Source organism: Anaerocolumna jejuensis DSM 15929, assembly GCF_900142215.1.
Lineage (GTDB): Bacteria > Bacillota > Clostridia > Lachnospirales > Lachnospiraceae > Anaerocolumna > Anaerocolumna jejuensis.
This window is the reverse complement of sequence record NZ_FRAC01000013.1, coordinates 100,416-121,186: the sequence shown is the minus strand read 5'-3', so window position 1 is coordinate 121,186 and position 20,771 is coordinate 100,416. Positions and strand designations below refer to the sequence as shown.

General features: G+C 42.6%; 15 protein-coding genes. 3 read left to right on the top strand and 12 right to left on the bottom strand.

Annotated features, from left to right (window positions below; all coding sequences use genetic code 11):
* Window positions 1-171: 171 nt before the first annotated feature.
* The gene (locus BUB77_RS13875; protein ID WP_073276894.1) at window positions 172-2,130 is read right to left on the bottom strand and encodes a glycoside hydrolase family 127 protein; all 1,959 of its coding nucleotides are present in this window, start codon (window positions 2,128-2,130) and stop codon (window positions 172-174) included.
* A gap of 118 nt (window positions 2,131-2,248) precedes the next feature.
* Between BUB77_RS13875 and BUB77_RS13870 the strand changes: the two genes are divergently transcribed.
* Window positions 2,249-3,160: a helix-turn-helix domain-containing protein gene (locus tag BUB77_RS13870; RefSeq protein ID WP_073276892.1), complete on the top strand. Its 912-nt coding sequence runs from the start codon at window positions 2,249-2,251 to the stop codon at window positions 3,158-3,160.
* Window positions 3,161-3,176: 16 nt separating this feature from the next.
* On the opposite strand, the gene BUB77_RS13865 is transcribed toward BUB77_RS13870, so the two are convergent.
* Window positions 3,177-4,106, bottom strand: coding sequence for an AraC family transcriptional regulator (locus tag BUB77_RS13865; protein ID WP_073276890.1), 930 nt, complete (start codon window positions 4,104-4,106; stop codon window positions 3,177-3,179).
* Window positions 4,107-4,347: 241 nt separating this feature from the next.
* Between BUB77_RS13865 and BUB77_RS13860 the strand changes: the two genes are divergently transcribed.
* A complete protein-coding gene (locus tag BUB77_RS13860; protein ID WP_073276888.1) occupies window positions 4,348-6,384 on the top strand; it encodes a glycoside hydrolase family 31 protein in 2,037 nt (678 codons plus the stop codon).
* 88 nt (window positions 6,385-6,472) lie between these two features.
* On the opposite strand, the gene BUB77_RS13855 is transcribed toward BUB77_RS13860, so the two are convergent.
* From BUB77_RS13855 to BUB77_RS13840, 4 genes are all read right to left on the bottom strand, one after another.
* On the bottom strand, window positions 6,473-7,795 hold the full coding sequence (locus tag BUB77_RS13855) for a glycoside hydrolase family 30 protein (RefSeq protein WP_073276886.1): 1,323 nt from the start codon (window positions 7,793-7,795) through the stop codon (window positions 6,473-6,475).
* 14 nt (window positions 7,796-7,809) lie between these two features.
* Window positions 7,810-9,408 carry an extracellular solute-binding protein gene (locus BUB77_RS13850; protein WP_073276884.1) on the bottom strand — a complete coding sequence of 533 codons (1,599 nt, stop codon included), beginning with the start codon at window positions 9,406-9,408 and terminating at the stop codon, window positions 7,810-7,812.
* 127 nt (window positions 9,409-9,535) lie between these two features.
* Window positions 9,536-11,863 (bottom strand): helix-turn-helix domain-containing protein, encoded by a 2,328-nt coding sequence (locus BUB77_RS13845; protein ID WP_170866650.1) that lies wholly within the window; start codon window positions 11,861-11,863, stop codon window positions 9,536-9,538.
* A gap of 106 nt (window positions 11,864-11,969) precedes the next feature.
* Complete coding sequence (locus BUB77_RS13840; protein WP_084124236.1) at window positions 11,970-12,974, bottom strand: LacI family DNA-binding transcriptional regulator; 1,005 nt, start codon at window positions 12,972-12,974, stop codon at window positions 11,970-11,972.
* A 428-nt stretch (window positions 12,975-13,402) separates the two neighbouring features.
* On the opposite strand from BUB77_RS13840, the gene BUB77_RS13835 reads away from it, so the two are divergent.
* Window positions 13,403-13,747: a cupin domain-containing protein gene (locus BUB77_RS13835; protein WP_073276880.1), complete on the top strand. Its 345-nt coding sequence runs from the start codon at window positions 13,403-13,405 to the stop codon at window positions 13,745-13,747.
* A 208-nt stretch (window positions 13,748-13,955) separates the two neighbouring features.
* On the opposite strand, the gene BUB77_RS13830 is transcribed toward BUB77_RS13835, so the two are convergent.
* The 6 genes from BUB77_RS13830 to BUB77_RS13805 all read right to left on the bottom strand — a co-directional run bounded on the left by BUB77_RS13830 (window position 13,956) and on the right by BUB77_RS13805 (window position 20,694).
* The gene (locus BUB77_RS13830) at window positions 13,956-14,555 is read right to left on the bottom strand and encodes a nitroreductase family protein (RefSeq protein ID WP_139241184.1); all 600 of its coding nucleotides are present in this window, start codon (window positions 14,553-14,555) and stop codon (window positions 13,956-13,958) included.
* 134 nt (window positions 14,556-14,689) lie between these two features.
* A complete protein-coding gene (locus BUB77_RS13825) occupies window positions 14,690-16,297 on the bottom strand; it encodes a DUF3502 domain-containing protein (RefSeq protein ID WP_073276879.1) in 1,608 nt (535 codons plus the stop codon).
* Window positions 16,298-16,354: 57 nt separating this feature from the next.
* Window positions 16,355-17,245 (bottom strand): carbohydrate ABC transporter permease, encoded by an 891-nt coding sequence (locus tag BUB77_RS13820; protein WP_073276877.1) that lies wholly within the window; start codon window positions 17,243-17,245, stop codon window positions 16,355-16,357.
* A gap of 15 nt (window positions 17,246-17,260) precedes the next feature.
* Window positions 17,261-18,763, bottom strand: coding sequence for an ABC transporter permease (locus BUB77_RS13815; RefSeq protein WP_242962508.1), 1,503 nt, complete (start codon window positions 18,761-18,763; stop codon window positions 17,261-17,263).
* A 336-nt stretch (window positions 18,764-19,099) separates the two neighbouring features.
* Window positions 19,100-19,756, bottom strand: coding sequence for a GDSL-type esterase/lipase family protein (locus BUB77_RS13810; protein ID WP_073276875.1), 657 nt, complete (start codon window positions 19,754-19,756; stop codon window positions 19,100-19,102).
* A gap of 20 nt (window positions 19,757-19,776) precedes the next feature.
* Window positions 19,777-20,694 carry an AEC family transporter gene (locus BUB77_RS13805; RefSeq protein ID WP_073276873.1) on the bottom strand — a complete coding sequence of 306 codons (918 nt, stop codon included), beginning with the start codon at window positions 20,692-20,694 and terminating at the stop codon, window positions 19,777-19,779.
* Window positions 20,695-20,771: the final 77 nt, after the last annotated feature.

Genomic DNA, 20,771 nt, shown 5'->3' with positions numbered 1-20,771 from the left:
TAACTCATGTCTTTAACTCATGTCTTTAACTCATGTCTTTAACTCATGTCTTTAACTCATGTCTTTAACCCATGTTGTCTCTTTTTATTATCTGTTTACGAATAAAATGACTGATGAATTGGCACTTGCCCTTTCATCAGTCATTTTATCATTTCTATTGATGATTTTCTTCTATTTATGATTCATCCAAACAAGCATTTCCCCTTTTTTACGATTGCCCCAGAGGAAATAAGGTATGGCTTTGATCTCTGTCTCTTCTTCCTCTTTCCGGTAGGGTTGATATAAGCTGTTCTCCCAGCCGGTCTCCTTTGTTCGAAAGCCTTTTCCGGTCAGGGATACTGCACCTTTCATCAGAGATGCTTCTGCCGTTACCTGGAAGTCCGTATCCGTGTTAATGGATAATGCTGAAAGGTTCGTACCGTTATCCTCTTCCTCCAGACAATAGACCAGGGGGCCTCTCGTAATGGCTACTTTTCCGGCATTTGCGCGTACCTCGGGATGGGACTGGATGATTTCCACCGGCATATCCATCTGGATTACAATCTCATCTTCATCCTTCCAGAGCCTGCTGACAGAAACAAATCCCTTTTCTGTACGGCCTTCACAGGATAAGGCTTCACCGTTTACCAGCAGGCTGAAGCTTCTGCACCAGCCGGGAATACGAAAGCTCAGGGTATGCTTCATTTCCTTTTCCAAGCCCAGCTTTATCCTTATTCCTCCGTCCCAGGGATAACCGGTGTTCTGCTCGAGAGTTATTTTATTTTCCCCCACTGCTACTTCTGCCTTACTTGGTATATACAAATGGGTATACAGGGTATTCCCGCTGCAAGTGTAAATATACTGCCTTAAGGAGAGCAAAAGTCTTGCTAAATTAGGAGGACAGCAGGCACATCCGTACCACTTCTGTCTTACAGGCATTACATGCTTCCTGTCCGGATTCTTTTCACTGGCCTCCGGCCACACTTCCATGGGATTTACATAGAAGAAGCTCTTTCCGTCAAAGCCCATACCGCTGATAATGGAATTATAAAGAGCCCTTTCCATTACATCCCCATAGCTGCCCTCCGCTTCCATCAAAAGCATTCTGTGGGCAAAGAAGAACAGGCCGATGGAAGCACAGGTTTCCTGATAGACCGTATCATTCGGCAGGTCATAGTCAAAGGTAAAGGCCTCTCCTATGTGGGTGGAGCCGATTCCTCCGGTAATATACATCTGCCTGGTCACAATATTGTTCCACAGGGCCTTACAGGCCTTCTTAAGTCCTTCATCCTTTTTTAGAGCTGCAATATCTGCCATGCCGGAGTAGAGATAGACCGCCCTCACCGCATGTCCTATGGCCTCTGTCTGCTCCCTGACAGGAATATGTGCCTGATTATAGGAAGTATCCGGCTTATTGTGGTCCGACGGATTCCAGAAGGCGGTTTTCCCTCTCTTTTCCCATTCCTCTATAAAAAAGCTCGGCTCCTTTCCTCTTTCATCAATAAAATACCTGGATAGATTCAAATACCTTTCTTCACCGGTGGCCTTGTACAGCTTTACCAGGGCCAGCTCAATTTCTTCATGTCCGTCATAGCCGTGAAGCTTGCCCTCTTCTTCGCCAAATACCTCATCAATACAGTCGGCAAAGCGGCACATAACATCTAACAGCTTTCTCTTTCCCGTGGCATTATAATAAGCAACGGCTGCCTCCATCATATGCCCTGCACAGTAAAGCTCATGGCATTCCAGCAGATTGCTCCACTTTTCCTCCGGACGCTTTAAGGTAAAGAAGGTATTCAGGTAACCATCCTTCTGCTGGGCCTTTTCAATATATTCGATTACCTCGTCCGCCCATTCTTCAAGCTGCGGATCAGGGTTGCAGGAAAGGCTGTAGCCTACTGCTTCCAGCCATTTGGCAAGATCACTGTCCTGAAATACCAGTCCGTTAAATTCACCTTCCGCTACCCCTGCTGCTACCTTGAAATTATGAATGGCATAACTCTTTTCCGCTTCCGGTATCCTGTCATTTAATGCCTCCCACTGGTAAGGGATAACCACCTCCCGTACCAGTCTTCCATACTCTTCCCAAAAGCCTTCCTTAAGCTCCACATCCTTTAGTCCCACCGGATATGACTGAAATAAAGTATCCATATATTGACCTCCTTAAAATATTTGCCTGATGGTTGTATTTACGTTATAATAAGAGTATGCCACATTTTTTATTATTTGTCGGTAGTCTATATAAACAAAAGGTGGTGAATATTGACCTGTGTATTACTTAAAAGCCGATATCACCTCTCCGGTGCATTTTATCTCTGCTGGGCATTTTACAGCAGACGCTCAATGGATACATTCGGAGAGAATCATAACGGATTATGAAATCATTATTAATTTAAAAAATCCTATCCATATGCAACAGGAAGATAAAAAATATACGCTGCAGCCCGGAGATTCCCTTTTGCTTCTGCCGGGCCTTACCCATAAAGGTTTTGAATACTCCGATAAGGGTACCTCCTTTTACTGGTTTCATTTTTGCTTTAACAACCAGGATAGCATTATCAAGCAGGATAGCATTATCAGCTCAGAAGAGGCGGAAGCTGCCATATCACTGATTAATAACAACAATTTTTACGGGGACTTTTCGCCCTTCTGCCTTCTTCCTTCCACCATGAAGGGCGTTAACCTTGACCGGATAAGCATTCTTTTCCACCAGCTGCTGCACCTGTTGTCCTCTTCCTATTATACCGGCCTGGCAACAAGCTACCTGCTGACCTCCCTCTTAATTGAGCTGACGGAGCAGAATATCCTCCAGCTAAAGATCAGACATGAAAACGAGACCTCCTCCGATAAGCTGCCAAAGATTCTGGAGTGGATACGCGTCCATTCCCTGCAGAACATATCCCTTGCAGATGTTTCCCATGAGTTCAATTATTCCAAAGAGTACCTGGCCAGGTATTTCAAAAAGCATATGGGTATGAGCATGCAGCAGTATATCTATAATCTGAAGCTCTCCAAAGCAAAGGAGCTTCTGTGCGAGTCCGATAAGACCGTAAAAGAAATCGCAGAAGCTCTGGGGTTTCAGGATGAGAAGTACTTTATGAAGCTGTTTAAGAGAATGGAGGATACCACTCCGAAGCAATACCGGAATGCCTACAACCGCACACATATGAATATCAACTGAAAGCCTCTTCCCTTCCCTATTGGTTGCTCTTACTGTTGAGCCAGTTTCGGTAATGAAGGGGTGAAATACCCTCATATTGCTTAAAGGTGCGGCTGAAATAATAAATGTTGTCAAAGCCCACCTCAAAGGCAATGCTGCTCAAATTTTCATTTGTAGTGCGGATAAGCTTCTTGGCCTGTTCAATGCGTATCTTATTCATATATTTTATAGGCGATATCCCCATGGCTGCCTTAAATACCCTGGTCAGATACTGCTGGGATACAAAAAAGTCTGCGCTTAACAGCCTGATATTGATACCTTCCGCATAATGGGCATTAATATAGGAAAGGGTGTCCTGAACAAGCTTTTTTTGCTCCCGTTCCACCTGCTTTGCCTGAGTCTGGGCTTTTTTCAAAAAGCACCTGGACGCCAGGGAAAGAATCTGCTGCACATAAAGAGAAAGCATATATAAGTAACCCGGCGCCTGCTGGTTCCTTTCCAATAGGGCCTTTTCAAATAAGGTAAAAATCTCATCCTTGTATTCAATCATATCCATATGACTGCCTAAGAAGAGCCAGTTATCCTTCTCCTCCCTGGGCGGAAGAATAAAGAACTGTTCCTGGTTCTCCTCCTGGGCATTTATATATTTTGAAATCAATTCATTTCTTTTATCTTCCTCAATTACATCAAAACCGGTCTCAATATGGGTATAGAAGAACCTGCAGGGTCCATTATGGCTGTACTGGCTGATTAAGACTCCGGGAGGAATCAGACAGCCGTCCCCTTCCTTCAGGAGATAGGGAATATGGTCTATTTCGCAGAGCAGCTGCCCGCTGTATACTACAATAAATTCCATATCCGGCAAATGCCTGTTACATATGCTCCAGCCTCTGTTACATACCGAGTGCCCTATCAGGTTCACCTCAAGTCCTTTTTCAAGGCTTAACTGATATTCCGTAAAAATCACCCCCGCTTGTTTCATTTTGTATAAATAATATTATAATTGTTTATTTTGTAATTTCCAAGAATATTTTATAATGAATTCAGACAGCTGTTAAAGGAAATCAGTAATTCAAACCGGCTTAAGGTATCAATCGTCTGCTAGCGCGATTCATGCCATAAGGCAATGGACATTAACCAAATCATAAATTCAGGCCACTGCAGCGGGCATAGCCTGTACGGTGTCCTTACAAAATATGGAGGAAATTATGAGTTACTTTCGTATAGTTAACAAATCCCTGGTATTTAAGCGCAGGCATGAAACCCTGATGATTACTCCCTGGGGAGAGAATTCCTTCCGGGTAAGAGGAACAGAAAATACCAGCTTTACGGATAATGACTGGGCTCTTTATAAAGCCTCTGACTGTGAAGTTAAAAATTCCGATATTCAAATAACCGAAAAGGGTGCCACCATTACCAACGGTAACATATGTGCCCGGCTTAATACCTACGGCAAGCTTTCCTTCTATAACCAAAGGGGTGAGCTTCTCTTAAAGGAATACTACCGGAGCTGGGAATACGGCACGGAGGACTGGGAGGATTTAGACCAGATTGTCATGATTCGTGCCGCCGGACGTGAATATAAGGGGACAGCCTCCGATAATTACCATATCACCGTGAAATTCGAGGCAGACGACAGGGAGCATATCTTTGGCATGGGACAGTACCAGCATCCTTATCTGGATTTAAAAGGCTGCAGTGTCGAGCTTGCCCAAAGGAATACCCAGGCCAGCGTTCCCTTTGCCATATCAAGCCTTGGTTACGGCTTTCTCTGGAATAATCCTGCCATCGGCAAAGCAAACTTCAGCAAGAATATCACGGAATGGGAGGTTTATTCCTCCAAACAGGTGGATTATTGGATTACTGCCGGTGATACTCCGGCAGAAATTGAAGAATCCTATGCTGCCGTTACCGGCACCGTTCCTATGATGCCCGACTATGCCATGGGTTTTTGGCAATGCAAGCTCCGCTACCAGACACAGGAAGAGCTTCTTGAGGTAGCCAGGGAATATTACCGCAGAAAGCTTCCCGTAAAGGTTATCGTAGTGGATTTTTTCCACTGGCCCAACCAGGGTGACTGGACCTTTGATGAGGAATACTGGCCGGACCCCAAAGCCATGATAAAGGAACTGGAGGAAATGGGCATAAAGCTCATGGTATCCGTATGGCCCACGGTTGACCGGAATTCCGTAAACTACAGGGAAATGGCCGAAAAAGACCTTCTTGTCAGGGCAGACAGAGGTTTGCAGGCAACAATGGAATGCTTCGGTACGGAAGTGTTTTTCGATGCCACCAACCCGGAGGCAAGAAAATTCATATGGGATAAATGCAAGGAAAACTATCTGGACAAGGGAGTTACGTTGTTCTGGCTGGATGAGGCGGAACCGGAATACACTGCTGCGGACTTTGATATATACCGCTATTACCAGGGCTCTGCCTTAGAATGCGCCAATATATACCCCGCCATGTACGCCAAGGCCTTCTATGACGGCATGAGGGAGGAAGGCGTTGAAAATCCCATCAACTTAATCCGCTGTGCCTGGGCAGGTTCCCAGCGTTTTGGCGCCCTTGCCTGGTCCGGAGATGTACCCTCCACCTTTGCACAGTTAAAGAATCAGATGACAGCAGGCCTTAATATGGGCCTTGCAGGAATCACCTGGTGGACTGCGGATATCGGAGGCTTCCATGGCGGTAATATCCATGACCCCAAATTCCATGAGCTCCTTATCCGCTGGTTCCAATTCGGTACCTTCTGCCCCGTTATGAGGCTTCACGGCGACAGGGACCCTCACGACCAGAATCCCCTTGGAACAAAGGGCGGCGGCATGTGCGCTTCCGGTGCTTCCAACGAAATCTGGAGCTATACCCCCAAGGCAGAGGAAGTCATGACAAAATATATCCAGCTCCGGGAAAGGTTAAAGCCCTATATCACGGAAGCCATGAAGGAAGCCCACGAAAAAGGTACTCCTGTTATCAAGCCTTTATTCTACGACTTTTCCCAGGATGACAAGGCCTGGCTGACAGGGGACTGCTACCTCTTTGGTCATGACCTGCTGGTCGCACCGGTTACAGAGGCTGGCGCTGTGACAAAAAGTGTATATCTTCCTTTGGGTGCAGACTGGATAGAAGCAGAAAGCGGAAAAGCTTATGAAGGGGGCCAAACCATAACGGTAGACGCACCTCTTGAAACAATTCCGGTATTCGCCAGGAAGGGCTCGGAGGTCATCCAATACTTTCAATTTTAAACAAAGCGAAAGCTGATATTAAAAATTCCCGCCTGTAATTCAGACGGGAATTTTTATTGGAGTTATGAGCATTTTAATAAAGAAAAAATCATTCCTTCCAGCAGGCTGTAATAATGGAATGGGGACCTATCTCTACTGCACAGATCTTCTCTTCCACCATAATTTCAAAACTTTGTGCTTCCGCCGTCCTATTCAATACAATAAGGACCATTTCACCGTCTGGATTTACGAACCCGCCGCAATCCACTTTATCCGTATATCTGGAAACCAGTACTCTTCTTGCACCGGGCTTAAGGAACCTGCTGAAATGTCCTATGTAATAAAAAGACTGTTTGACATCTATAAAATCCTTTGCCGTATCACACATGACAGGGGCATCACAGAAATTGCCCTTATGATTTGGCCCGCCATTCTCATCCAGTAGCAGGTTCCAGTCAATATAACCGTTCATGCCGGCATTCAGGTTCCCCATAATATCATGGGCATACATTTCTGCATTCTGGGTCTGGCCTGCTGCTGCAAATCTGGAATACTCCACACAGCCCTCCGTAAAGATAAGCTCCTTGTCAGGATATTTATCACGGATGCACTGCAGGGCTTCAAAATGGTCCCCGGTATACCAGTGAAAAGCAATGCCGGAAATATCCTGTAATGCTTTTTCATCGGTGAATACTTCCTCACAGCGTTCCACAATCCTGTCCTTGTTATGGTCCCAGCAATTAATTTTAACATCACCAAGCCCTGCCGCCTCAAGCTTTCCTTTTAAGTGCCCGCAGGCAAAATGCCTTTCATCCTCTCCTGTAAACTGGCAGGAGTCCCATGTCTGCACTGCATTGGGCTCGTTCTGGATGGTGATACGTTTGATCAGTATTCCTTCCCTGGCATAAGCCTGAAGGTATTTCACAAAGATTTCAGCCCAGGCATCATAAAATTCTTCCTTTAGCTTACCGCCATTGTTCATTTCATTATTGGTCTTCATAAAAGCCGGAGGACTCCAGGGAGATGCCAATAGCTCCATATCCTTATTGAACTTTAAGGCTTCCCGGATAAAGGGAATCTGATATTCAAAGTCCTTCTCGATGGAAAAGGCGGCAAGCTCCTTATCGTCTTCTTCCACATAAGCCCGGTTTCCCAGTGAAAAATCACAGCTTTGGATATGTGTTCTGCAAAAATTATATTTGTTGCCCTTCTCTCCAAAATACAATGCTAGAAGTTTTCTTTTATTTTCCTCACCCATTTTACTATAGGTGTAGGCGGAAGCTTCTGTAAAGGCACCGCCGAATCCCAGGATTTCCTGCCTTGTTTCCTTTGGATAGACCTTTATCAGCTTAAATTCCCTGGATGGGGAATGAATAAATTCCGCCTCTTTTTCTTCAAACCTTACATCAGCATTGGTCGTAAATATTTTCATGCCAAATCCCCTTTCTATGGCTCACGGTTAAAACGGTCCAGAGCCTGCTGTGTTATTTTTACCGCCCGGTCTAAATTCATCTTTTTCAACTCACTAATATAATTGTCCCAGCCGGAATTAATATCTATGACACCGGTTATAAAATTAACTGTCATACTGTCCCTATATTTTGTGATATCCGCTACGATTTTGCTCCGCTCTTTTGATTCCTCCCTGGTATATGCCAGTGAATCGGGCAGAATATAAGCATCATCCCCCTTATTCCAGACGTTATAAGCCTCCAAATCCTGCCTGGGTACTGCCTTTAATTCTCTGGTCCAGTCGTATAATCCTCCAAGCCTGTTAGGCGGCAGGAGATACATGGCCTGTGCCTGCCCCATACTATATTTTTTATTCTCCGATATCTTATCGGTTACCTGGGGTTTTCCGCCGGCATTATAGGTGAAGGTGTCATTTTCAGTGCCATAATTGGCAAGGAGCGAGCCCTCCTTCGTGTACAGGTAATCAAGAAGCTTCATTGCAATATCCGGGTGCTTGCTTTTAGCAGATATGGAGACCGGATTTCCGATTATGCTGTCTTCCCTCCTGATATGCAGTGCATCTCCTGCCTTTTTTACAGGAGAGGAAACAGGTATTACATCCATACCGGGAACTGCCTGCTCATACTGGGACATCATAATATACATGGCATTCCAGGCTCCCGTCTGGCCGCTTTCCACCATTGCCCTATCCACCTGCCATTCACCGTTTATCATGAAATTGTGGTCAATTAAGCCTTTTTTATACCAGTCCTTTAACAGGGTCAGGTATTCCTTCCAACCCTCCTCTGCTGGTCCATAGGATACCTTTCCGTTGACCTGCATAAAGTCTTCGTAGACTCCAAAGCCCGCACTCAGCCCATGGGAATATTCAAGAAAGCCATTGGCACCGATACACAGGGGAGCATATGCACCCTTCCTGGTTTTAAACAGTGTCAGCATATTTTCCCAGTCGTCAAAGGTTACCGGTACCTTAAGACCAAGCTCATCCAGCCAATCTTTTCTGACCTGCAGCCCCATCCAGGGGCCCTGCTTCTGAGTGTAGAGGCTATAGCAGGCTGCAATCCTTCCCGAACCGGTGGTTGTGCTTTTCAGAGTAAAAGAATCCCGGTTCCGCAAGGTACTGTAATCCTTCAGAAAGGTATTTAAATAAGGTGTCAGTTCCAGATAATAGCCATCATCAATGGCAGCATCCAATCCTTCCGGATAAGCATAGTTGTTATGGGATATAATATCCGTAAAATTGTCCGAGGCAATCATGGAGTAATACGCATCGCTTTCTGCTCCGATTTCAGGGATTACAAATTCCAAATGAACTCCCGTACGTTTCTCCAGTTCCTGGAAGAATGTATTGTCATTATAATCTTTAATAATTCCTTCCAGATTACTGTCAAGTCCTGCAAATACCGTCAGGGTGACCGGTTCATCAGTAAGGGGCAGCATAGAGTCCCTTTTAGAGCCGCTTTCCCTGCCGCTTCCCTTCCTGCTGACCTCCCCCGCCGAACAGCTAAAGAGAACAGATGCTGTTATCACCAGGATTAACAATATGCTAATAATCCTCATTCTTTCCTTCATGCTTCCCCCCGTTGCATACCGCAGACATTTTCTTTCCAGGCATCCCTAACGTTTTTTATTATAATTAACTACCCATAGAAATAGAAAGGGGCAACATTTGATATTTGTTTCGAAAATTATACTTTTCCTAAGCCAGCTCCACTATTTGCTTCTCAAAATTGCTCTTATACTGCCCAGGAGTGATTCCTTCGTATTTTTTGAATATACGGATCAGGGATTTCGAATCCAGATAACCGATGGATTCCGCCGCTTCCCTCACGCTCTCTCCAAGCAAAAGCCTTCTCTTGCATTCTTCCAGCCGTCTGATATGTATCATATCTGTAATGCCATAACCGGTATAGTTCTTAAAGGTACGCCCCACATAGGACAGATTCATATTTAACTTATCCGCCAAGATGGATACATTAAGGTTGGGGTCCGAATAATCCTGCTCTATGAAATCGATAATCTCCTGCACCCAATTTGGATATTCATTGGTCAGGCACTCCTTCAAATGGTCGGTAATCTCCCTGAATATATCATTCATAATATGCCTGGCTGATTCGATGGAATTAGCCTTTAACATTCTCTCCATGGGATTAAGCTTTTTGAAGAATTCTCCGTCACTTCTTCCCACAATGTCACTCAGACAGCTGTAGACCGTATTAATCAATGAAAACATTCTGCATTTATTGATATCCATGCAATGAATATCCTTAATAAATGTTTCATCCAGTATCTGGTTCAGGAATTCGGCGGCCTGCTCATATTCTTTTGATACCATCAGGTTATAAAGCTTCTTCTGCTTCTCCATGAGCTGGCTGTCATAGCTGTATATGGTATCGTATTCCCTGTTGGTTTCTTCATAGAAAGCAAAGGATTCATAATCCTTTCCCCAGAAGGACTGGAAGGACAATACCTGAGCGGCTTCATTATAAGCTTTTGCTAGTGCTTCACAATCCTTATGAAGCTTACTTGCACCGATATTAACTTTTAGGTTTAAGAGGTTCTTATAAATTGTCAGGCATTTTCTGATATCAAAAGAGAGGGAGCCGCCCGCCAGGTCTTCCTCGCTGATATTTAATACACACAGATGCATTCCGTCAATATCACTGAAAAAGCCCCTGTGCCTGGATAGAATATTTTCTTCGAATATGTTCTTAACCACAAATTTTAACAGCTTGAATGTATTTTCCTTCTCAGCTTCACTGATGCCTGCAAACAGATTGCAATCCATAATATCTGCATAGGTAACAGCCAAAGCAAGGTAGGGCTCGTTCAGATCAAGCTCAGTATTGGTGGCTACGGCCTCTTCCAGCATGGATTCGTCATAGGTCCAGCCCTTAATATAACCGGTGATCATCTGATTGAACAGTGCATCCTTAGCCTGATCCCAGGAAGTGCTCAGGGTCTTATTCTCCCTATAAAGGTTCTCAATGTAATTTTCTATACTGTCAAAGTTGATGTCCCGGGAAGCTTCTTTGTTCTTCTTTAGCACCGCAAACAGTCTGGATATGGGCTTGTAATTTTTTACGGAATAAAACCAGGCAAGAACAAAGGCAAAGGCAGCCATCACAGTAATCTGCAATATGATTCCCACGATAAGATTGTTCATTTCCTTCATATAGTGGCTCTTTGGTATGGTAATGCAATATTTGAAATCAAAATACCCGGACCCTGTGTAGGAGTTTACGTATTTGACATTACCAACGCGCTTTTCAATTAATTTATTTTCATTGTCATAGTCATTATAGGATATGACCTCTTCGGCAGCACCGTCACTGTCACCGAGTATCTGATTGTTCCGGTTAATCCAGTATATCCTACCCTCTTCCATAGAGGCAATATTGGCTGCAATGTTCTTCCAGGGAACTACGGTTACTATGGTAGCAAGCTTATCCTTGTAATTATAACTGTAGACATTCTGCAAAAATAAAATTGTACTGTTTCCTTCCCTGTCCTTTATAATGTTATAGCCATTATAGTTAGGAGTATCAATTGCACCAAGCATTTCTGTCTTGGTCAGCTGATAGTTATTTGCAAAAATATAATTAATCTCTGATGGATACAGCTTTGAGTTGGTTATGACACTGTCGCTGGGATACAGATAAACAAAAATCTCACTGCAGAAATTGATACTGCTCTTAATTGTATTGATTTCACCCTTAAGCTTCCAGGCTTCCAGCAAATCGCCATTGGAAAAGCTTTTTAAACCATCCAAATCATTCAGTTTATCATTTGCCGCCAACAGGTTGCTTGTTTTCACCACCGTTTCCAGATTATCGTCAAAGCCGTTCTTTAGCTGGGACAGTGTAGAGGCCTGGGATCTATGGATATCCTCAAGGACCACTCTTCCGTAATTTATGTATACTAACAAGGAAATTAAAATAGGGAGTATTCCTATTACTAAATATGAAATGAAATAAGAGTAAAATACCTTATCTCTTGTTTTGAAGTTAAACAATTTCTTCATCATATCCTCCCTTCCTGATAAGGCATGCATATGCGTATATGCCCTTCTAACTGCAGCAGTTAAAACACGCCATTTTATAGAAACGTTTCTATTAATGACGTGTTTTTATTTATACTATCTTTGCCTTGGCGGAATCCCTGTAAATAATCTCCCCTGCCAAATGTTCCGAGCTCCCTTTTGCATCCTCGTTAATCATATCCATTAAGAGCTCAACCGCCCGTATTCCCTGCCTTGCGATAGGATTTCGCACAGTAGTAAGGGCCGGCGTGAAATACCTGGCTACTTCGATATCATCAAAGCCCACTACACTGATATCCTCGGGCACCCGGTACCCTAATCTGCTGAAGGCTTTAATACAGCCGATAGTGCTGTAGTCATTCGCTGCAACAATAGCGTCCGGAATAGGGAAATTGCCCAGCCGGAATCTTGAAATAACATCATTGTAGGCATAGCTTTCTTCAAACATCCCTTTGAAAAAATACTCTTCCTTCACCTCTGCTCCAATCTCCTTAAGAGCTGCTACATAGCCCCTCTTTCGTTCCAGGTTATCGTAGGTATATTCGTCTCCTTCTATAAAGTAGATACGCTTATGCCCCAGGTGAATAAGATATTTTGTCAGGTCGTAGCCTGATTTGAAAGAATCGAACAATACACTTGAGATATCCGTTTCATGCATATCCCGGTCCAAAAACACTGTTTTTATCTGGTTTTGCAGGATCAGCTCAACTTCATGCTCTCCCACACGCTCATTGTCAAAAATTATGATTCCGTCAAAGTTCTTACTTAAGATATTGCTCAGGAGGACTCTCTTATCCCTGCTGATAACAACATTCAGACCAAAGCCCCTCCTTCTTAATTCCTTAAACATGGAATCCACCAAAATATAAAAATAGTGTCCGCTTACACTGGAGGAGAAAAAGCCAACTGTCATGCTCTTTCTTGCCTTTAGCATCTTTCCGTTCATATTGGGGACATATTTAATAGCTTCAGCGACTTGAATGATTCGGTTCTTGGTATCTTCGTTAACAAGAGGGGAATTGTTCAATGCATTGGATACGGTAGAAATAGAAACACCTGCCTCTTTGGCCACATCCTTGATAGTTGCTTTTTTCACTAATATACACCACACTTTTCTTAAAACGTTTTTATTATTATAACATATGTACAATAATGTCACAAGTATTTTGTATAATAAATATATATTCAACAAACAATCAATTATTTTTGTATTATTTCACCATTATTTCACCATTTTTCTTACTGATTCTACTGTATTATTGCTTTGAGGAATAAGCAAAAATATTTGTTTTATTGGTAGTTTTCTTGTATCGGCAATGTATTATTGCGAATCAAGGCAGATTCTTTCTTGTTTTATAGCAAAATAGCTTTTGAGATAGCATTTATAACAGAAAATATATAATATCCTTTACAAAACATTATAAACGTTTTTATTTATCTTTCTTATATTCATTTGTATACGCTGGAAATCTTTCGTGATATTATTAAAATACAAAAATTTAAAAGATTACGGAGGCATGGAGTATGGAAGTCATTAATCTGTTAGAAGAAGTCAATAAAATAGCTGAGTTGTACACTTATAAAAAAGTTGGATTTTTAAATGGGAATATTTTAAGTATGGTTCAGGTTGAGAACCGTACCTTGGACTTTCATGTTCATGAGAACTCCGACGAACTCTTCTATGTAGTGGAAGGCAGCTTCTATCTAGAGACAGAGGAAGAAAAAACAAAAGTTAATTCCGGTGAATTTATTATTGTTCCCAAGGGTGTAAGGCATCGGCCCGTAGTAAATGAATTGACAAAGTTTTTAATGATTGAATTGTCCGGAACTTTAAACAAAGAAAATAGCGGAAATTTATATGAGGACTAATTGCATTTCTACCACTACTTTTATTGTGTAGCAAAACAATTTCTATTACTATTTGCAAGATTGATAGGCTGTTTAAATTATTTAGCGGCTTGGGGACAGGTGGTTTTCCATGTATCCCAAGCCGCTGTTTCTAATCCGTAAAGGACCGTTTACTTATTACCCTGTATCACCCGGCCAACTGTCCGCCACATTTTACAGACAAGCTCTTTTACCTGATATAAGTAACAGGATTCCCCGTTCTTTTCAAAGGTTCTTTCACTTTATCCGCCTTATACCCAATGCTAAGTCCTCCGCAGACAGTTTCATCCCCTGCCAGTCCAAGCTTTTCCAGATAGGTGTGTATTGCCTGGTTCTCATCCAGCCAGCGCAGCTGGTTAATCCAGCAGGAGCCGATATCAAGAGACTCCGCCGCCAGCATCATGTTTTCCAATACACAGGCACAGTCGGGAAGGGCATTGCCATAGCCTTTTTTATTTGCCGTTACGATTAAAGCAGGGGCTCCATAGCAGAAATCGTAGCCGCCCTTTCTGGAGGCTAGTATGGAACCTTTAAGGCTCTTATACATTCCCTCATAAACTTCCATTTGAGCAAATTCCTTTTCCACAAGGGCTCTCAGCTCCTTCAGTATTTCTTGATTTTGAATCACCAGAAGGTGGGTGGTCTGATTGTTTCCTCCGCTTGGAGCATGCTGCCCTGCCATTAGAATCAAATCAAGCTCCTCTTCCTTTATCTGTTCCGTCTTATATTTTCTTACACTTCTTCTGTTTATTATATTGGATATTACTTCGTTTCTCAAAATACCGTCCATAAAAAGCCCTCCGTCATGTTTATTCTTATTATCGGCATTATGAGCGGTTTCTAAAATACCCAAAATAAAATAAGCAAACTGCCGGGAAAGAACTCTATACTTTCCCGGCAGTTTGCCCGCACTAACATTTGATCCTATTTGTATTCATGCTCATCACAGTAAGCAGCCCACTGTGTCTTAAACTGTTCCTGGCAGGTTTCAAGGCCTGCTTCTTTTACTTTATCTCTGAATTCCTTTACCGCTTTATCAACATCAGTTACAAGGCCGGCCTGAAGAGGAGCCAGATACTGTCTCATAACATCCGATACGGCACTTCTTTCCACTTCATATGCACTGTAATCTTCTGCAAAACCACCATAAATATTTACATTGGGGAATTTAGTCTTGGCAGCAATCTCACTGTATTTTGTGAACATCTGATTTAAAATGGCATCGCTTTCCTGAGGAAGCTTGTATTCTCCGTTTCTTAGATCCCATGTATTAAAGTTTTCATACTTAAAGTTTTCGGAAAGGTTCTTGTAATTGCCCTTCTCATCTATATCATAGTGAGTACCCTTGATACCGTACTCGACCAGGCTGTTCAATTCCTTATCATACAGCAGTAGATCAAGTACCATTAAAGCTCTGTCCTTATTCTTGGAGCTTGCTAAGATAGAGGTTGCATTCTGTGTTGCATGTGCGGGAAAGATAACACCTGAAGTTTCCCCGTAGGCAATGTATTCGGATTTCCATTCAGGATGCTTTTCTTTATAGGTCGTGATAGCTGTGATGTTCTTGTTGGGATTCTGTCCTGCAACAACTGCCGCACAAAGGCCGTTGTTATATGCTTCGGAATCGTTTGTATCAGACAGTGCACTTCTTGACCAGAAGCCTTCATCGGCAAACTTCTTCATAAGTTTCATATCCGTTACAAAATCCTCGGAATTCCAGTAATCATAAACTTCCGAAGGAGTATCGTAATTAGCTGCAAGGCCATAAGGCAGACCGTTGTTGGTAACCCAGGGATACTTAAAGTTAAGGATGTTTACCGCATCAAAGGCGACCTGTAAGCCTGTGCTTTCACCTGTTGTTACAGATAATAAGCCCTGCTTCGGATCATTTTGCTTGATTCCAAGAAGGTATTTTTCCAAATTATCAATGGAGTTCGGAACGGGAAGATTGTATTTTGTTCTTAAATCTTCTCGGTAGGAGATACCGTTTACTGTGTATTCAGGCCAGGTATTGGGAATAGAATAGAGTCTTCCGCCAATCTTGCACTGATCCAGTAAGCTGGGATCCATGGATTTTGAAATATTGGGGGCATCGGCTGCAAGAATGTCGGTAAGGTCAGCAAAGGCACCGGAGTTTGCTAAGGTTGCATAGTTTATCCAGTTTGCAGTATAAATAATGTCCGCTGTACCGGAGGTAAGTTCTAAGTTATATTTCTGGCTCCAGTCAGTCCAGGTGGAGAACTGGAAGTCGATTGTTGCATTGGCTTTCTCCAATAAAATCTTGTTAATAGCGTCTTCCACTACCTGCTCATCCTTGGGAGCATCGCCCATGACGTAAAATACCAAGTCTGCTTTCTTGGAAGTATCAGGGGCCGTTGCTGCGGGGTCTGCTTTCTCTTCCGCAGTCTTTGTGGGAGCTGCTGCATTTCCGGTATTGTTTCCGGATACCTTCTCGTTTTTACTGCAAGCTGCCATGGAAAACACTAGGGAAGCAGCGAGAAGTAAACTGCAAAGCTTCTTCATTTTTTTCATATTCATCCTCCTAAAAATATTGTTTATTTATATTAAACCGCCTTAGGCGTTCTAATATCACCCTTTTACAGCACCTACTGTAATACCGGATACGAAATACTTCTGCACAAAGGGATAGAATAAAAGTACGGGACCTGTGGCTACCACTGCCATGGCAAGCTTGATAGATTCCGTAGGCAGGTCTGCCGTTGAAACACTGGTATTCTGAGCCATTTGCTTTAATGCCTGGGTCGTATTCAGCAAGTCATACAGATAGAACTGCAATTCCCATGTTTTACTGCTGGTACTGAACATAGAGGAACGGTACCAGTCGTTCCAGTAACCAATTGCAAGGAACAGTCCAATGGTCGCAAGTCCCGGCCCAAGCACCGGCATTACAATTTTAAGAAAGATTGTCACATGGCCGGCACCATCTATTTTTGCCGATTCGGCAATTGCATCCGGAACAGATTCTTTAATAAAGGTTCTCATTAAGATTACCAGGAAGGGACTCATTAAAGCGGGAAACCAGATGGCAAAGGTTGAGCCCTTTAACCCAAGCACGCTGGTGTACATCAGGTACCAGGGAATCATACCGCCTCCGAAAATGCTGGTAAAATAAATGATAAAGGATACATTGTTACGGTACTTAAACTCCGGTCTGGATATAACATAAGCTGTCATTGTTATGATGAAAAGGCCAATGCCCGTTCCGACTATGGTGTAATAAAAGTTCATTTTATACGCCTGCAGAATATCCTGAGGTGCTTTAAAAATTGTCTTGTAGGCAGACACTGTGAAGTTTTTAGGTAAAATACCATAGCCCTGGGTTAGGATGGTATAATTATCCGTAAAGGAACCGGATACAATGATAAGAAAGGGAAATACACAAACGATTGCCATAATAGTCAGTAAGACATATATAACAGCTTTAAAAACGATTGTTGAGCCTGATTGCTTTATCTTCATTCCATTCACTCTCCTTTAAAATAATGCATAATCCGGATTCTTTTTCTTAACGATGAAATTCGTTACCATAATTAAGATAAATCCGAATAAGGACTGATAAAGGCCCGCTGCCGTACCGATGCCGATGCTTAAGGGCTGGGTCGTAGTAATACGGTATACATAGGTATCAAAGATATCCGTTGCATTGTATAATACGCCGTTTGTTCCAACCATCTGGTAGAACAGTTCGAACTGTCCTTTCATAATGCTTCCTAACGAGAACAGGAACAGGATGATAAAGGTAGGTTTAATCAATGGCAGAGTGATATATCGTATCTGCTGGACAATGCTGGCACCGTCAACCTTTGCCGCATCATAATATTCGTCACTGATACCGATTATGGTTGCCAGATATACAACCATGCCGTAACCAAGGTTTTTCCAGATATAGAATATGGTTATCAGGAAGGGCCAGTAATGAGGAGCGTTATAAAAATCTATTTTCTGTCCTCCCATGGCAACCACCATGGTGTTCACGACACCGGAATCATATTCGAATAAGTTATAAACTAAAACCTTAAGGATAACGAAGGATACGAAGTATGGCATAAACATTAATGTCTGTGATGTTTTCTTGAACCACTTCACCCCTACCTGACTGACAAAGATTGCGAATACAATCTGCAAGACATTACCCAGTGCAATAAATACAAAATTGTAAAGTATCGTATTCTTTGTCAGTTTAAATAAATCTGCTTTTAATAAGTATTCAAAATTCTTAAGGCCTACATAAGGGCTTGCCCATAATCCGTCCCGGAAATTAAAGGAGGTAAAGGCATAATACACACCCACCATTGGCAGGTAATTGTTTATTAACAGATAAACTGCGGCAGGAACCAGCATTGCGAAAAGAACCCAGTTCTTTTTTAGTTCATATAGGAAACCGTGCTCCCGGTGAAGCTCCCTCTCTGCCTTCTCAATGCTCTTGACCGCACCATAAGCTGCTATGGATATGATTAGGATTATATAAATGACCGGAGAGACAAAAATAGCATCTGTGCCGATTTTCTTATTGGCAAAGGGCATATAAATGATAGCTGCCGCTGAAAGTACCCCATTGAATACCATTGCTATTTTTGCTGTAAAATACAAATGCAGATTACCTTTTGATTCCTTCTTTTTTAACAGGACTCTTATAAGAAGAACAACATTAAAGTAAATGGAGGCTGTAAAAAGTATCAGCAAAATCATGGTAAACAGCCCTATGTTCCCCTGCTTCGTTAGCTTTACAAAGGATAGCAGATTAAATAAAGAATAGCTGGACTGTAATTTACTGATTACATCATCTGCAAGGCCCATGGTCTTAAAAAGGGAAGCCGGTTCAATAATGTAAATCCATTTAACTAAAGGAACCGATAAAAGCAATGTAATCACGGATGCCGCTATACCGGCAAGCAGTCCAAGCTTTTTACCAAGGTACTCTTTTTCAAATATCGCTGACAGACCAGGTCCCGGTCTTTGATTTTCTTTACTTTTCATGTGATATTCCCGCCTTTAACTAATATTCATATTTGCTTCAAATTCTGTGAAAACTGTGATGTCGTATACAACAAGGCAATTGTATAAGTTAAACTGCTAAAATAATATGGGCAAAATCGTACTTTGAGTGAAAATAACACCGGTTTAGGATTCGCAAATTTATATTTCAAGTATCAAGATTTTATTTTTCCGCACAAAAAAAGCAGAAACAGGATATTTATGTTTCATGAAATACAAACATACATTTCCATTTCTGCTTAAATTCAAATTTCTATTCCTGTCATTTACCGTTTGGTTCCTTGTGTCAGGGAAGAGCCAGACTCCTTTTTAAGCACCTTAATCCTCTCTGACATACTCCATCAATTCGTCAAGAATTGCCCGGTACCCGTTTGCATACATATGGACACCCTCTATGGAGTATTCCTTTTTAAGGTTTCCGTCCCCGTCATATAAATTTCTGTTCACATCGATATATTTTACAGGATGGCGGTCCGCCATATTTTTTATGGCTTCATTTGCCTCACCGACCTTTTCATTGGACCTGAGCTTAACCCATTCCCTGGCTGCCTCATTGCCAAAATCACATTCACTGTTACTGGGATAGTAAGCCATTACATATACCCTTGTCCCTGGAAGGCGCTCCTGGATTTTCTCCAGAATATACTCATAGCGCTGAAGCAGCTCCTCCACACTGTAACCCGGTGCACTTAAATCATTTGTTCCGATATTAATAATTATCTTCCTGGGCTCCAGTTGGAAAATCAGGGTATCCAGGGCCAGTATCATCTCAGAAGAGGTAAATCCGCTGACTCCCCTGTTATAAATCCTTTCCCTGATACCGAAATCCTGTATGAACTCGTAAATAGGAAACTGCTCCATCAGGGAAGAACCGGTAAACAGAACCTCCCCTTTCCTGACATACTGGTTCAGAATACTGTAATGCTTTATCTTTTCCGCTTTTTCATCACTTAACTGCTTTGCTGTCAATACCATAATACCTTCACTCCTTTTCTCTATTTCCAGACCACAGCCCCAATCCCTAAGATTATCGGCATGGTTACAATACTGAATATGGTGCTTAATGCTACATTTTTCACCGCATCGGTGTATTTCAGCCCATTTAGCTGGGCAAATATTGCTGCATTGGAGCCTACGGGCGCCGCTGCCGCTGTCAGAACAGCCAGCTTGATAGCAAGGAAATCCTTCGGAAACAGGCTTAGTACCCCAAAGGTCAGCAGCGGAATTACCACCAGCCGGAGCAGGGTGCAGGCAAAAGCCTCCTTTCCCTGAAACAGTTCCCTTCCTTCCATCTGGCCTAAGTAAACCCCAAGGACTATCATGGCTACCGGTGCTGTCATGCCTGCCACCATGGATAGGGTTTCCGTAAAAATAGCCGGCATCTTTATGGGAAGGATAAAGATCACAAGGCCGATGCCTAATGCAGCCCCAATGGGATTGGTAACCAGTTTTTTTACAGATATGGCTTCTTTGCTGCCGCTCATAACTGCCGCACCGTAGGTCCATTGCAAGATATTTAACAGCGCCACAAAGGCCGCCAGGTAAAAGATACCCGCCTCCCCTACTACTGCCTTTACAAGAGGAATACCGATAAAGCCCGCATTGGAAAAGGCCGCACCAAAATGCTCCACCTTATATTTATTTCCAAAGGCAATCCTGGAGACCAGTATGGCTACAGCCAGCGCCAGGGCAGCCATAAGCAGGGATATTAGGAGGCTGTCCAGCTTTTCCCTTGTAAACTCTGTTATAAAGGATTTGATAATGGATGCAGGAAGGATAATATACAGCAATAACGTCCCCAGCTCCCTGTTTCCCTGGATACTGATCTTTTTATTCCTGTACAGAAAAAATCCAACAGCCATCAATATAAACATAATAAGAATCTGCCTGAGTAAAATCAAGCCTAACGCCATGAAAAACCTCCTATTTTTTAATAAAATAATTATAGCAAATAGAAGGAAAATATTATAATATAAATATTATATATCAT

Excerpts from the sequence above, each read along its gene's own strand:
- BUB77_RS13875 (WP_073276894.1), bottom strand. The coding sequence starts at position 2,130 with ATGGATACTTTATTTCAGTCATATCCGGTGGGACTAAAGGATGTGGAG.
- BUB77_RS13860 (WP_073276888.1), top strand. The coding sequence starts at position 4,348 with ATGAGTTACTTTCGTATAGTTAACAAATCCCTGGTATTTAAGCGCAGG.
- BUB77_RS13855 (WP_073276886.1), bottom strand. The coding sequence starts at position 7,795 with ATGAAAATATTTACGACCAATGCTGATGTAAGGTTTGAAGAAAAAGAG.
- BUB77_RS13850 (WP_073276884.1), bottom strand. The coding sequence starts at position 9,408 with ATGAAGGAAAGAATGAGGATTATTAGCATATTGTTAATCCTGGTGATA.
- BUB77_RS13845 (WP_170866650.1), bottom strand. The coding sequence starts at position 11,863 with ATGATGAAGAAATTGTTTAACTTCAAAACAAGAGATAAGGTATTTTAC.
- BUB77_RS13835 (WP_073276880.1), top strand. The coding sequence starts at position 13,403 with ATGGAAGTCATTAATCTGTTAGAAGAAGTCAATAAAATAGCTGAGTTG.
- BUB77_RS13830 (WP_139241184.1), bottom strand. The coding sequence starts at position 14,555 with ATGGACGGTATTTTGAGAAACGAAGTAATATCCAATATAATAAACAGA.
- BUB77_RS13825 (WP_073276879.1), bottom strand. The coding sequence starts at position 16,297 with ATGAAAAAAATGAAGAAGCTTTGCAGTTTACTTCTCGCTGCTTCCCTA.
- BUB77_RS13820 (WP_073276877.1), bottom strand. The coding sequence starts at position 17,245 with ATGAAGATAAAGCAATCAGGCTCAACAATCGTTTTTAAAGCTGTTATA.
- BUB77_RS13815 (WP_242962508.1), bottom strand. The coding sequence starts at position 18,763 with ATGAAAAGTAAAGAAAATCAAAGACCGGGACCTGGTCTGTCAGCGATA.
- BUB77_RS13810 (WP_073276875.1), bottom strand. The coding sequence starts at position 19,756 with ATGGTATTGACAGCAAAGCAGTTAAGTGATGAAAAAGCGGAAAAGATA.
- BUB77_RS13805 (WP_073276873.1), bottom strand. The coding sequence starts at position 20,694 with ATGGCGTTAGGCTTGATTTTACTCAGGCAGATTCTTATTATGTTTATA.